Source organism: Salinifilum ghardaiensis, assembly GCF_054491345.1.
The window spans coordinates 1465946-1478998 of record NZ_CM137101.1; the positions used below are offsets into that span (position 1 = coordinate 1465946).

At 73.4% G+C, this 13053-nt stretch carries 12 protein-coding genes; 8 read left to right on the top strand and 4 right to left on the bottom strand.

Annotated features, from left to right (window positions below; translation table 11 throughout):
- The first annotated feature begins 117 nt into the window (after positions 1-117).
- Positions 118-543: a PPOX class F420-dependent oxidoreductase gene (locus ACVGV0_RS06610; protein ID WP_459158973.1), complete on the top strand. Its 426-nt coding sequence runs from the start codon at positions 118-120 to the stop codon at positions 541-543.
- Between the two features lie 22 nt (positions 544-565).
- Here the strand turns inward: ACVGV0_RS06610 and ACVGV0_RS06615 are convergent, their stop codons facing one another.
- Entirely contained in the window at positions 566-2290 is a 1725-nt protein-coding gene (locus ACVGV0_RS06615; protein ID WP_459158974.1) for a DEDD exonuclease domain-containing protein, read from the bottom strand.
- A gap of 109 nt (positions 2291-2399) precedes the next feature.
- Between ACVGV0_RS06615 and ACVGV0_RS06620 the strand changes: the two genes are divergently transcribed.
- Positions 2400-3827 carry an NYN domain-containing protein gene (locus ACVGV0_RS06620; RefSeq protein ID WP_459158975.1) on the top strand — a complete coding sequence of 476 codons (1428 nt, stop codon included), beginning with the start codon at positions 2400-2402 and terminating at the stop codon, positions 3825-3827.
- Positions 3828-4307: 480 nt separating this feature from the next.
- Entirely contained in the window at positions 4308-5279 is a 972-nt protein-coding gene (locus ACVGV0_RS06625; protein ID WP_459158976.1) for a C40 family peptidase, read from the top strand.
- 132 nt (positions 5280-5411) lie between these two features.
- Here ACVGV0_RS06625 and ACVGV0_RS06630 read toward each other — a convergent pair whose 3' ends face one another.
- On the bottom strand, positions 5412-7214 hold the full coding sequence (locus ACVGV0_RS06630; protein WP_459158977.1) for an AMP-dependent synthetase/ligase: 1803 nt from the start codon (positions 7212-7214) through the stop codon (positions 5412-5414).
- A gap of 357 nt (positions 7215-7571) precedes the next feature.
- On the opposite strand from ACVGV0_RS06630, the gene ACVGV0_RS06635 reads away from it, so the two are divergent.
- The 5 genes from ACVGV0_RS06635 to ACVGV0_RS06655 all read left to right on the top strand — a co-directional run bounded on the left by ACVGV0_RS06635 (position 7572) and on the right by ACVGV0_RS06655 (position 11695).
- Complete coding sequence (locus ACVGV0_RS06635; protein ID WP_459158978.1) at positions 7572-8360, top strand: metallophosphoesterase family protein; 789 nt, start codon at positions 7572-7574, stop codon at positions 8358-8360.
- Between the two features lie 101 nt (positions 8361-8461).
- Positions 8462-8902, top strand: coding sequence for an SRPBCC family protein (locus tag ACVGV0_RS06640; RefSeq protein WP_459158979.1), 441 nt, complete (start codon positions 8462-8464; stop codon positions 8900-8902).
- Between the two features lie 52 nt (positions 8903-8954).
- On the top strand, positions 8955-10184 hold the full coding sequence (locus tag ACVGV0_RS06645; protein ID WP_459158980.1) for an ArsA family ATPase: 1230 nt from the start codon (positions 8955-8957) through the stop codon (positions 10182-10184).
- Positions 10185-10188: 4 nt separating this feature from the next.
- Entirely contained in the window at positions 10189-10740 is a 552-nt protein-coding gene (locus ACVGV0_RS06650) for a hypothetical protein (RefSeq protein WP_459158981.1), read from the top strand.
- The gene (locus ACVGV0_RS06655) at positions 10721-11695 is read left to right on the top strand and encodes an ROK family protein (RefSeq protein WP_459158982.1); all 975 of its coding nucleotides are present in this window, start codon (positions 10721-10723) and stop codon (positions 11693-11695) included. Before ACVGV0_RS06650 ends, ACVGV0_RS06655 begins: the two co-directional genes overlap by 20 nt.
- 65 nt (positions 11696-11760) lie before the next feature.
- Here ACVGV0_RS06655 and ACVGV0_RS06660 read toward each other — a convergent pair whose 3' ends face one another.
- Complete coding sequence (locus tag ACVGV0_RS06660) at positions 11761-12264, bottom strand: DUF308 domain-containing protein (protein ID WP_459158983.1); 504 nt, start codon at positions 12262-12264, stop codon at positions 11761-11763.
- Positions 12261-13052: an alpha/beta hydrolase gene (locus tag ACVGV0_RS06665; protein ID WP_459158984.1), complete on the bottom strand. Its 792-nt coding sequence runs from the start codon at positions 13050-13052 to the stop codon at positions 12261-12263. Before ACVGV0_RS06665 ends, ACVGV0_RS06660 begins: the two co-directional genes overlap by 4 nt.
- Position 13053 lies beyond the last annotated feature (1 nt).

Here is a 13053-nt window from a genome sequence, read left to right on the forward strand (position 1 = left end):
GTCCCCGGAAGGGGCCGGGCCTCGCTGCGCGCGGTCGGACGGTGCTGCGCGGTTCGTCCGGGTGCGGTGGGCGTGTCGGCGGGACCGTCCGCGCGAGCGCCGACCTACCGTGGTGCCATGCCTTCTCTCCAGGACGAGCAGGTGCGGGAGTTCCTCGGCGCCGGGACCCGGACGGCGATGCTCGGATTCACCGCCTCCGACGGACGTCCTCTCGTCGCCCCGGTGTGGTTCCTCGTGGACGGCTCCGAGCTCGTGTTCAACACCGGCGCGGACACGGCCAAGGGGAGGTCGATCGCCCGGGATCCGCGCGTGACCCTGTGCGTGGACGACGCGCGGTGGCCGTACGCGTTCGTGCAGGTGCAGGGGCGGGTGCGCACGTCGGAGGACCCGGCGGAGCTGCTGCGCACCGCGACGGAGATCGCCCGCCGCTACGTCGGCGACGAGCGCGCGGAGGAGTTCGGGCGGCGCAACGGGGTTCCCGGTGAGCTCGTGGTGCGGTTGACCCCGAGCAAGATCAACGCTGTGTTCGACATGGTCGCCTGAGGAAGCCGTGCTCCGGAAGCGCTCAGTCGGCCGCGCCGTAGGGCGTGCGGCCGGCGTCGGCCCGCTCGGCCCAGTGCCGCCAGGTTCCCGCGGCGCGCACCGGTTCGCTCCACGGCACCGCGCAGCGCACCAGCCGGGTCCCGTCCGCGATGAGCCACCGGTGGACGATGCGCACCTCGTCGGCGGGGGCGCCGCGGAGCGGGCCGGTTTCGGGCCGCACGGTCTGCGCCGCCGCCTGCAGTTGATCGACGACGGGCATCGGCGGCACACCGCGCCGCGCGTGTCCGGCGGCGGCGAGCAGCCCGTGGCGGACGACGGCGAGCTGCCAGCCGCCCGTGCCGTCGGGGTGGGCGGCGACGAGTTCCGGGACGGCGCACAGGTTCGCGTGCCGGTGTCCCTGGTCGAGTGCGCGGATGAGCGCGGCCATCCGGTCGCGGTGCGCGGCGGCGTCCTCGAAGCGCTGCTCCTGGCCGAGGCGGAGGAGTTCGTCGTGCAGCCGGTGCAGCGGCGCGTCGCCGGTACCGCGCATGAGTGCGCGCACCGCCGCGACGTCGGCCCCGTAGTCAGCGGTGCTCTGCAACCCGGCGCACGGAGCGCGGCAGCGGCCGAGCTCGTGCAGCGCGCACGGCGAGCCCGTCGGGGTGCGCGGGATGCGCTGGGTGCAGCGTCGCAGCATCGTGCCGTCGTGCAGCGTGTCGGCGGCCTCCTGCGCGCGACCGCGCGAGGAGAAGGGGCCGAGCGCCTCCGCGCGGGGTTTGCGCACCACGGACAACCGCGGGAACGGCTCCTCGGTGAGCACCACCCACCAGGCCCGCTCCGGGAACCGCGAGCGGCGGTTGTAGCGGGGCTGGTGCGCGGCCAGCAGCCGGAGTTCGCGCACTTCCGCTTCCAGCGGGTGGGCGCAGCGGACGTGTTCGACGCGGTGGGCGAGCCCGACCATCTCCCGGACGCGGGAGCGACGTTCGGCTGCGGTGAAGTACTGCCGCACGCGTTTTTTCAGGTCGCTCGCGGTGCCGATGTAGAGCACCTCGTCGTTGGGGCCGCGGAACAGGTACACGCCGGGGGCGTGCGGCAGCTCGTCGGCGAGCGTGCGCTGCCGCCGCTGCTGCGGGGTGACTGAGGGCAGGAACGAGCGCAGCTCCTCCAGCGTGCCCACCCCGCGCGTGCCGACGCGTTCGAGCAGGGCGTGCAGCACGTCGACGGTGGTGCGGGCGTCGTCGAGGGCGCGGTGGCTCGGCTGGTTCTCCGCGCGCAGCACGCGTGCCAGGGTGGCCAGCTTGTGGTTCGGGGCCTCCTCGCGCAGGAGGGCGCGCCGGGAGAGCCGGAGGGTGCAGATCGACACGGGTTTCGGCCAGGTGATGTTCAGCCGCGCGCACTGGGCTTTCAGGAAGCCGACGTCGAATGGTGCGTTGTGCGCGACGAGCACGCAGCCGCGGCAGAACTCGAGGAAGGCGGGCAGCGCGGTGTCGATGCGCGGAGCGTCCGCGACGAGCGCGTCGGTGATGCCGGTGATGGAGGTGACCGCAGGAGGGATCGGGCGTTCCGGGTCGACGAGCGTGCTGAACTCGCCGAGGGTGCGGCCGCCCCGGGTCTTCACCGCGCCGATCTCGGTGATGCGGTCGTCCTCGCGGTCGGCTCCGGTCGTTTCCAGGTCGACGACGACGAACGTGGTCGCGTGCAGCGGGGTGTCCGCGTCAGCGGGGTCGTCGATCCGCAGCTGGGTCGGGGCGGGAGGACGGGTGGGCATCGGTGGACACGGTACTGCGGGGCTCCGACGTTCCCGGGGCGCGGCAGGGGCAGCGGAAGGGCTGGTGGCGGTCCTCATGAGGTGCGCGGGGACGGTTTAGCCTGTGGGAGTGGAAGGCTCGAGCGCACGGGGCAGCAGTTCAGCGGGCGGCCCGGAGGACGGCGGCCCGGAGGACGGCGGCCCGGGGGGAGGTGCAGCGGACGAGGCGCCCGCTCCGGACGAGTCCGCCTCCGCGGAGGGGCGGGCCGCAGGTGCGGATGTCGACTGGTCGGCGGCGCCCACACCGATCCGCCGTCGGCTCGCCGAGCTCGCCGCCGCTGCCCTGGACGCGATGCGTCCGGCGGACGTGCCCGTCCCGCTGCGGCCGGTGATGCGCTTCGCCCCGGCCAAACGCGCGCGTCTCGGCGAGGAGGCGCTGCTGGCGGGTCTGCGCGATTCCGCGGTGTTCCGCGCCGCCGTGGTGGAGTGGTGCCGCCGGAACCGCCCGGAGGCGGTGAGCCTCGAGGACCCCGATCCGGTCGTGGCCGCGGCAGCGGGGCTGCTGCGCGATTCCCCGGCGGCGGACCGCTGCGTCGAGCTCGTCTCCTTCCGCACCGAGCAGGGGCGGCTGCGGCACGAGCTGGACACCGAACGCCGCCGCTGCGAACGCCTGGAGACGGAGGCCCACGAGCTGCGTGCCGAGCTCGATCGGGCGCGGCAGGAGGCCGAGCGGGCCAAGAACGACGGGGGTGAGGCGCAGCGCATGCGCAAGCGCCTGCGCGAGCAGGGGGTGCGGCTCAAGGAGGCGAAGGACGACGCGGCGCGTGCGCGGCAGGAGCTCGAGCAGCTCCGGCAGGAGCAGCAGGACGAGCAGGAGCGGCTGCACGCCGAAGTGGAACGCGCGCGCTCGCGCGAGCAGGAGCAGCGCCGGCGCGCCGAGCACGCCGCCGCCGAGACCGAGGTGGCGCGCCAGTCCGCGCGGGAGGCGCGCCAGGGCGACGAGATGCGGCTCGCTCTGCTGCTGGACACGTTGGACGGTGTGACCGCGGGGCTGCGGCGGGAGTTGGCGCCGGGTGGCACGGGGCCGCGCCCGGCGGACCTGGTGGAGCGCACCCACCGCACCGCCGGCGGTTCGATGGCGCTGTCCGAAGGGCCGATGCTCGACCGCATCCTGCGGTTGCCCGAGGTGCACCTGGTCGTGGACGGCTACAACGTGACCAAGACGGGCTATCCCGAGCTTCCGCTGGCCGATCAGCGCGAACGGCTGACGCACCAGCTGGCGGCGCTTGCTGCGCGCACGGGCGCGGAGGTGACGGCGGTCTTCGACGGGGCCGATGTCCTCGCGGTGCCGACGGCCGCGCCGCGCGGGGTGCGCGTGCTGTTCAGCGACCCCGGTGTGCAGGCCGATGACGTGATCAGGGAGGTCGTCGCGGCGGAGCCGTGGGGGCGTCAGGTGGTGGTGGCCACCTCGGATCGCGAGATCGTCGACTCGGTCGTGGGGCACCGCTCCTACGTGGTGTCCTCGACGGCTCTGCTGGAGCACATCGGGCGCATCTGAGCGGCCCCGCGCGCAGCGGGATCACCGGGTGGGGTGGCGCGTGCGACGTGCTCCTCGCCCTGCGTGGCGGCGGGTGGGAGCAAGCCGCGGCACTGTCACCGCATCAGCGGTTTTCCCGGATGCTTCATCACGATCAGTGTTCAGATCTGCTCTTTTTGTGAAACTGTGCCGGTGTGCCCACATTTTGCGCCCCACGTATGGACGCCTACGTTCACTTTTCGTAACCTTGCGCGAGACCGCGCGGCGATCGTCGTCCACCTGGGACGGCCCGCGCGTCGCCGCTGAACCGGCTGGTCGGGGAGCCGGACCGGACGGTCCCGGGCAGGTGCGCCGATCCGGTCGGGCGAGGACGTGCCCTCGTCCGCGCCCGCGCAGTGGTTCGAGGAGAGCGAAGGAGCAGTGCGCGACGTGGCGTCGCACCGATCGAAGCGTTCCATGCGGGGTGCTCTCGCAGCGACGGCGGTGGTCACCGCCGTGGGGATGAGTTCAGCGCCCGCGCTGGCGGATCCGCCCCTTCCCGACAATGCGACGGACGCCGCCCGCGAAGTCCGCGAGCTGTCGCACAAGACCGAGCAGGTCACCGAAGAGGCGAAGAAGGCGGCGGACGATCACCGAGCGAAGGAGGAGGAGCTCGACCGGGCCAGTGCCGAGGCGGCGCGGGCCGAGCGGGTCGCCGACCAGGCGCGGACCGAGGAGCAGCGGTTCCGCGGCAGGGTCGACGAGCTCACGAGCGCGTCCTACCAGGGTGCGCGGCTGAACAAGCTCTCCGCGCTGCTGGCCAGCGAGTCCCCGAACGATTTCCTGGACCGGGCCGCCACTCTGGACGTGCTCGCCCAGGACAACAATGAGGTCATCCACAGGCTCGCCGCGGCGACCGACCGCGCGGAGAAGGCCGAGACGCGCTCGCAGCAGGCGCGGGACCGCGCGGCGAAGGCCGAACGCGAGGCCGCGCGGATCGCCCAGGACATGGAGCGCAAGCGCGCCGAGATGGAGCAGCGCGTCGCCGAGGTCCAGCAGCGCTACGACGAGCTCAGCCAGCAGGAGCAGGAGTCGCTGGTCACCGATGGCTCCACGGACGTGGGTGCGGTCGCCGGCTCCGGTGCGGCGGTGACGGCCGTCAACGCCGCGCTCGGCAAGCAGGGTTCGCCCTACGTCTGGGGCGCGAAGGGGCCGGACAGCTTCGACTGCTCGGGCCTGACCTACTGGGCCTACGAGCAGGCCGGAGTGAGCATCGGGGGTTCGACGAAGACGCAGATCTCCGACGGCGAGAGCGTCAGCTCCAGCGAGCTCAAGCCGGGCGACCTCATCTTCTACTACAGCCCGGTCAGCCACGTGTCCATGTACATCGGCAACGGCAAGGCCGTGCACGCGCCCACCCAGGGCGACGTGGTCAAGGTCGACGACTACGACGACATCGGCCCGGTGACGGAGATGCGGCGCATCGCGGGCTGATCCCGCCCGGCACACCGGTCGGTCCCGATCGGGGCCGACTCCGGTGGGGCGGGGCGCGGAACGCACTGCGGGCCGCCTCCTCCGAGGAGGCGGCCCGCAGTCGCGCGCAGCGCAGCTCAGGAGCCCAGCAGCTCAGGAGTACAGGGCTTCGATCTCGGTTGCGCGGTTCTCGGCGACCTTGCCGCGCTTGACCTTCAAGCTCGGCGTGAGCTCCCCGGTGGACTCGGTGAAGTCCTGCGGGAGGATGCGGAACTGCTTGATCTGCTCGGCGTGCGAGACGAGCTGGTTGGCGTCGTCGACGGCCTTCTGCACCTCGACCCGCAGATCCGGGTCCTCGGCGATCTGCTCGGCGGGCGTGTCCGCGGAGCGGCCGTGGTTGGTCAGCCAGGTGGGCAGGAACTCGGGGTCGAGCGTGATGAGCGCGCCGATGAACGGCCGCTGGTCACCGACGACCATGCACTGGCTGATCAGCGGGTGCGCCCGCATCCGGTCCTCCAGCGTGGTGGGGGCGACGTTCTTGCCGCCCGCGGTCACGATGATCTCCTTCTTGCGGCCGGTGATGTGCAGGAAGCCGTCCTCGTCGAGGCTGCCGAGGTCGCCGGTGTGGAACCAGCCGTCCTCGAGGGACTCCGCGGTGGCGGCGGAGTTGTTCCAGTAGCGGTCGAAGACGATGTCGCCCTTGATGAGCACCTCGCCGTCCTCGGCGATGCGCACCGACGTGCCGGGGATCGGCCGGCCGACGCTGCCGATGCGGTAGGCGTCTTCGACGTTGACCGTGGCCGCGGCCGTGGTCTCGGTGAGCCCGTAGCCCTCGAGCACCGGAACGCCGACGCCGTGGAAGAAGTGGGTGAGGCGCTCCCCGAGCGGAGCTCCGCCGGAGACGGCGGCGATGCAGTTGCCGCCGAGGGCCGCGCGGAGCTTGGTGTAGACGAGCTTGTCGAAGACGGCGTGCTTGAGGCGCAGGCCCAGGCCGATGCGCCCCTGCACCTTGGCCTTGCTGTACTCGACGGCGGTGGCCTCGGCGGTGTCGAACACGCGCCCCTTGCCCTCGGAGTGCGCCTTCTGCTTGGCGGAGTTGTAGACCTTCTCGAACACCCGCGGAACCGCCAGCACGAAGGTGGGGCGGAAGGATCCGAGGTCCTCGACGAGGTTCTTGATGTCGCCGGTGTGGCCGAGGGTGATCCGCGTGTACACGCAGGTGATCGTGATCGCGCGGGCGAGCACGTGCGCCATGGGCAGGAACATCAGCATCGAGTTGCCCGGCTGCATCAGCTGCGGGAACGCCGTGGAGTCCGCGCGGATCTCGGCCAGCAGGTTGCGGTGCGTGAGCACGCACCCCTTGGGGCGGCCGGTGGTGCCGGAGGTGTAGATCAGCGTGGCCGGGTCGTCCGCTGCCACGGCGCGGCGGCGCTGGTGCACGTCCTCGTCGGCGATGTCGGCGCCGAGGGCGGTGAGCTCGGCGACGGCGCCGGAGCCGCCCTCACCGGGGTCGATCTGCCACAGGTGGGCGGCCTCGGGCAGCGAGTCCCACACGCTGGCGAGTTCGGCGCGGTGCTGCTGGCTTTCCACGACCACCGCGCGCGCCCCGGAGTCGCTCATGATCCACTCGGCCTGGTCGGCGGCCGAGGTCTCGTAGATGGGGACGGTGACGCACCCGCTGGTCCAGATGGCGAAGTCGAACAGGCTCCACTCGTACCGGGTCCGGGCCATCAGCCCGATGCGGTCCCCCGGGTTCAGCCCGGCGGCGATGAACCCCTTGGCGACGGCGAGGACCTGCTCGGCGAACTCGGCGGCGGTGACGTCGATCCACGTGCCGTCGACCTGGCGACGGAAGCTCACGTTGTCGCCGTGCTGCTCCGCGTTGTCCCACACCATCCCGGTGAGGTTCTCGTCATCGGCCACTGTGACCGTGGCGGGGGCGTTGAACTCTCGCACCTCGAAACCTCCGAAAACACGCCGTCGTGCGCACAAACCTAACGCTGATAGTTACTCAGCGGTAGTCCCAGATTTGCCTCCACTGGTCAACAACCGAACGAGCGATGTCGCTCGGAGTGACACCGCCCCCGGAGGACTGGCGCCCCCGGCGAGTTGGGCCCGGAGAGTTGGGCGGGTTCCGTCCCGTCGTCGAGGCGCCGCCCGCCGCGGAACCCGCCTTCAGGGTAGTCCCGCCTGTTCGCACCGTGACGATCACTGCGCGGATGCCGCCGTTCCGGGTCGCTGGCTCGGTCGACGGCTCCGGGACGGATACGGTGGACCGCACGGTACGCGAGGAGTCCGGAAGGGGTTTGTGCGGTGCGGGTCCACGTCGTGTCCGACGTGCACGGCAACGTCGAGGCGCTCAAGAGGGCCGGGGACGGGGCGGACGTCCTCGTCGTGCTCGGCGATCTCATCGACTTCGTGGACTACCACGACCACCGCGGGGGGATCCTCGGCCGGATCTTCGGCCCGGAGAAGGTGGCGCGCTTCGCCGAACTGCGGCGCAACCGGCGCGGCTCCGAGCTCGGCGCCTACGCGCGCTCGCTGTGGGAGAGCCTGTCCGACCCCGCCCGCGTCGTCGACGAAGCGGTCCGCGAGCAGTACGGCGAGCTGTTCGCCGCGCTGCCGGCGCCCACGTACGCCACGCCGGGCAACGTGGACGCGCCCCGCCTGTGGCCCGAGTTCGCGGGCGAGGGGGTGCACGTGCTCGACGGCGACAGCGCCGTGATCGGCGGGCTGCGCTTCGGGTTCGTGGGTGGCACCGTGCTGCCGCCCGGGGCGACGCTGCGGCGCCACGCCGCCTGGGTGCCCTACATCCGCCCCCGGGAGGAGTACGACGCGGCGCTGGCGCAGTTGCCGGAGACCGACGTGCTGTGCACCCACGTCCCGCCCGCGCTGCCGGAGCTCACCTACGACGTCTACGCCCGCCGGCTGGAGGTCGGCTCGTCCGCGCTCGTCGACCGCATCCGCGGCGACAGCCCGCGGTGGTCGCTGTTCGGCCACGTGCACCAGCCGCTGGCGCAGCGCATGCGCGTCGGCCGCACCGAGTGCGTCAACGTCGGCCACTTCAAGCAGAGCGAGCGGCCGTACGTGCTCGAGTGGTGATCCGGGACCGAGCGGTGGTTCCCGGCGCGAGCTCCGAACCGGCCGCAGGACACACCTCGGGCGCGGACCGGCGGCACGACGCGACCCGGTAGCCTGCGACTATGGTCGATCAGTCCACCCAGTCCATCGTGATCGAGGCATCGGCGTCGCGGATCATGGCGGTCATCGCGGATTTCCCGGCCTATCCCGAGTGGGCCGAGGCGGTGAAGGAGACCGAGGTGCTGTCCCGGACCGGGGACGGCGCCGCCGAGCAGGTCCGCTTCGTCCTGGACGCGGGCGTGGTGCGCGACACCTACGTCAACTCCTACGAGTGGGCCGCGGACGGGCTGTCGGTGAGCTGGACCCTCGTCGAGGGCCAGGTGCAGAAGGCGCAGCACGGCACCTACCGGCTCCGACCGCTCGACGACGACCGCACCGAGGTGACCTACAGCCTCGCCGTGGACCTGTCCGTGCCCATGATCGGCCTGTTCAAGCGCAAAGCCGAGAAGATGATCATGGACACGGCCCTGAAGGAGCTCAAGCGGCGCGTCGAAGACGCGTGACCGTCCCGGCCGGGACGTGCGTGATCCTGCAGTCGTCCACGAAAGGCCGCCGTTGCGAATCCTGCTGTTCACCGGCAAGGGGGGAGTCGGCAAGACCACCCTGGCCGCCGCGAGCGCCGCGAAGGCGGCCGACGACGGCGGCAAAGTCCTCGTCGTGTCGACCGACCAGGCCCACTCCCTCGGCGACGCGCTCGGCACCGAGCTCTCCGCGGACCCCGCGGAAGTTCCCCTGCGCAGCGGCGCCGCGGTCTGGGCGGCGGAGATCGACGGGCGCCGCCTGGTGGACGAGTCCTGGGAGGACCTGCGCCACCACCTGCGCACCGTGCTGCGGGGAGCCGGGGTCGACGAGATCGAGGCGGCCGAACTGAGCGCGCTGCCCGGTGTGGAGGACCTGCTCGCGCTCGCCGAAGTGCACCGGTTCGCCGCGGGCGACGTGTGGGACGCGGTCGTCGTCGACTGCGGACCGACCGCCGAGACGCTGCGCCTGCTCAGCCTGCCCGAAGCGCTGCACGGCTACTTGGCGCGCCTGTTCCCCGAGCACCGCCGGGCGGTGCGCGGAGTGCTCGCCGGCATCGCGGGCAGCGACCAGGTGCAGCGCTGGAACGAGGTGGCCGACGCGGTGGGCCGCCTCGCCGAGCGCCTCACCGAGCTGCGCGGGATGCTCACCGCGCCCGGCACCGGCGTGCGCGTGGTCGCCACAGCCGAACCCGTCGTCGCCGCCGAAACCCGCCGCACCCTCACGGCGCTGGCGCTGCACCGGTTGCGCGTGGACGCGGTGCTGGTCAACCGCGTGGTGCCCGACCCGGGCTCCGCGCGCGGCGAAGCGGCGGCGTGGCTGCGGGCGCGGCGCCGCGAGCAGGAGCGCGTCGTCGCCGAGCTGCGCGCCGGCACCGACGTGCCCGTGGTGACCGTGCCGCACCACCCGGACGGCCCAGTGGGGGCCGACCCGCTCGGCGAGCTCGGCGAGCAGCTCTACACCGCCGACTCCGTCTGGGCGGGCGACCCGCTGCACGTCGAGGCGAGCGCACCGGGGATGCGCGTCGAGCGCTCGGGGACCGGGCTCGACGCCCGCTACGCGCTGTGCCTGCCCTTGCCGCTGCCCGCGCGGGCCGAGGTGGAGCTCGCGCGGATCGGGGACGAACTGGCGGTGACGATCGACGGGCGGCGCCGCCTGATCGCGCTGCCCTCGGTGCTGCGCCGGTGCACGGTCGGCGCGGCCGTGGCCGGCGACGACGGGCTGGTCGTGGACTTCCACCCCGACCCGAACCTGTGGATGCGGTGAGAACATGACGCACGGTCCGGAGAGCGGGAACCCGCGCGGCGAAGCCCCGCACGGCACCCCGCACGATCCCGGCACCCCGCACGATCACGACACGGCCTCCGGAGGGCGCGTCCATTCCGGTGGCCCCGTGGGCGGGGAGCAGCTGTCCGCCGAGCTGCGCGCGCTGCTCGAGGACCTCGGCGCCTGGACCGGCCCCCGGGAGGCGCAGGGCGACGGCGGGCACGACCGCCCCGGGGAGTGCAGCTGGTGCCCGCTGTGCGCGCTCGCGGGACTGGTGCGGCAGCGGCACCCGGAGCTGCTGACCCAGCTCGCCGAGGCGCTGCGCGCGCTGCGGACCGCGGTGGCCGCCCGGTTCCCGGAGGACGCGGGCGCGACGAGCGCGACCGAGGCGGCCACCGCCGAGGCCGCCGATGCGCACCGGGCGGACCCCGCCGGTGCGGAACCCACGAGCAAGGCCGAGCGGATCACCGTGCGACGGGTCGACGGGCCGGTCACCGCGGCGGAGGGCTCGGCACCCGGAGGGGGGACGAGTTCCGTTGCTGACCATCGGCGTTGACATCGGAGGCACGAGCCTGCGCGCGAGCGTCGTCGACGCGGACGGCGCGATCCACGCGACGCGGCGCGTGCCCACCGCGGACACCCACGAAGGGCTCACCACGGGCCTCGCGGAGACGGTGGGGGCGCTCGCCGCGGAGCACCCGGTCTCCGCCGTGGGGCTCGCCGTGGCGGGTTTCGTGAGCGCGGACCAGCGCGTCGTGCGCTTCGCCCCGCACCTGCCCTGGCGGCAGGTGGCGGTGGCCGACGAGTTGCACGAGCGGCTGGGCCTGCCGGTGGTTCTCGAGCACGACGCGAACGCGGCCGCCGTGGCGGAACAGCGCTTCGGGGCCGCCACGGACTCCCGGGTGAGCGTGCTCATCGCGCTGGGCACGGGCATCGGCGGCGCGCTGGTCGTCGACGGCGAGCTCTTCCGGGGGGCCCACGGGGTGGCCCCGGAGTTCGGGCACCTGCGCCTCGTGCCGAACGGCCGCCCGTGCTCGTGCGGCAAGCAGGGCTGCTGGGAGCGGTACTGCAGCGGCACGGCGCTGGTGGACACCGCGGTCGAACTCGGCGTGCCCGCGGCGGGCGGTGCCTCCGGGGAGGAGCTCACCGGAGTGTCCGTCGCGCGCGCGGCGGAGGCGGGCGACCCGGCCGCGCGCCGCGCCGCGGACGAGCTGGGGCGCTGGCTCGGCGAGGGGCTCGCCCTCGTCGCCGACGTGTACGACCCCGAGGTCGTGGTGATCACCGGCGGGGTCTCGGACTCGGCGCCGCTGTTCCTGGAGACCGCCCGCCAGCACTACGCCGACGTGGTCACCGGTGCGGGGCACCGGCCGCTGGCGGACCTCCGGGTGGCCCGCTGCGGCGACCGGGCGGCGCTGATCGGCGCCGCCGCGCTCGCCCGCTCCCGCGCGCCGTCCCGGTGGGGGGAGCCGTCCCGGTTGGGGGAGCCGGCCACCACCCGCGCCTGCTCGTGACCTCCCCTCACGACCTTCCCGGTGACCGTTCCCGGCGGGGCCCCGCGCCTGCAGCCGGGTGGCCCTCACACCCGCGCGCCGTCGTCGTCGTGATCGGAGGGGCCGCGGCGCAGCCGGAACAGCAGCCAGCCGATCCCGGCGCTGACGAGCACCAGCCCCAGCGGCATCGTGACCGGCGAGGCCAGTCCGGCCAGCCCGGGCACGAGCAGCATCAGCACCCCGAAGGCGATGACGGCGACCCCGCCGATCGCGCCGCCGCTGGGAGCTTTCAGCGGGGGCGGCTCCGGCGGGACGAAGTGCTCGTCCTCCGGGTCCTCGGCGGGAGTCCAGTCGCGCGGCCCGCTACCGGGAGACGCGGTCTCCGCGCTCGGCGGCGCGTCCGCGGACCCCGCGGTGGAGTCCTCCGCACCGCTCGCGTCCCCACCGCTCGCGTCCCCACCGCTCGCGTCCCCGGACGGTGGGGAGGACCAGCGGTCGAACTGGGGGTCGTCTTCCAGCCCGGCGACGATCTCCGCGAACGCCGCGTCGATGTCTTCCGGTCCGTCGGGATCGTTCTGGCGCGTGCTCATGAGGATTCCTCGGCGCGGTCGCGGTGGATGCGGTGCAGGAATTCGACGCTACCGCTGAACACCGTCGGTGCGTCGTGGTCCAGGGTGGCGACGTGGTGGCTGTTCGGCAGCACGGCTTCGCTGCGATCCTGACTGCCCACGCCGTTCAGCACAATCCGGGCGTTGGCCGGCTCCACGACGTGGTCGATCGTCGAGCGGTACACGACCACCGGCTGGTGGACGGTGGGCAGATCCGCGCGCACCTGCCGCCACAGGCCGCGCAGGCTGTTCGCCGCCCGCAGCGGCAGCCGGTCGTAGGCGATCTCGTGCGCGCCCGGTTTCGCGATGTCCCCGCTGATCCCCCGCAGCGCCGGTACGACGCGCGAGACGACGGGGAGCAGCCGGTTCCCCCGCTGCCACGTGGCCACCGACGGGTTCACCAGGAGCACTCCTGCGACGTCGGGGTGCTGCTGGGCCAGCCGGAGGGCGAGGGCACCGCCCATCGACTGCCCCGCGACGGCGACCGCGGAGCACCGCGTGCGCAACTGCAGCAGCGCGTCCTCCACGGCGCCGTACCAGTCCGTCCAGCGCGTGCGGTTGAGCTCCTGCCACCGCGTGCCGTGGCCCGGCAGCAGCGGGCAGGTGACGGTGTATCCCGCGGCGTGCAGGTGCTCGCCCCACGGCCGCATGCTCTGCGGCGTGCTGGTGAAGCCGTGGCAGAGCACGACGCCGATCTCCCGCGCGCCGTCCCATGTGAACGGATCGGCTCCGGGAAGTAAGGTGTGCGCGCCGGGGATCGACTCGGACACG

What these genes read in the sequence shown, in the direction of transcription:
- ACVGV0_RS06610 (WP_459158973.1), top strand. Translation starts at nt 118, where the DNA reads ATGCCTTCTCTCCAGGACGAGCAGGTGCGGGAGTTCCTCGGCGCCGGG.
- ACVGV0_RS06615 (WP_459158974.1), bottom strand. Translation starts at nt 2,290, where the DNA reads ATGCCCACCCGTCCTCCCGCCCCGACCCAGCTGCGGATCGACGACCCC.
- ACVGV0_RS06625 (WP_459158976.1), top strand. Translation starts at nt 4,308, where the DNA reads ATGAGTTCAGCGCCCGCGCTGGCGGATCCGCCCCTTCCCGACAATGCG.
- ACVGV0_RS06640 (WP_459158979.1), top strand. Translation starts at nt 8,462, where the DNA reads ATGGTCGATCAGTCCACCCAGTCCATCGTGATCGAGGCATCGGCGTCG.
- ACVGV0_RS06650 (WP_459158981.1), top strand. Translation starts at nt 10,189, where the DNA reads ATGACGCACGGTCCGGAGAGCGGGAACCCGCGCGGCGAAGCCCCGCAC.
- ACVGV0_RS06660 (WP_459158983.1), bottom strand. Translation starts at nt 12,264, where the DNA reads ATGAGCACGCGCCAGAACGATCCCGACGGACCGGAAGACATCGACGCG.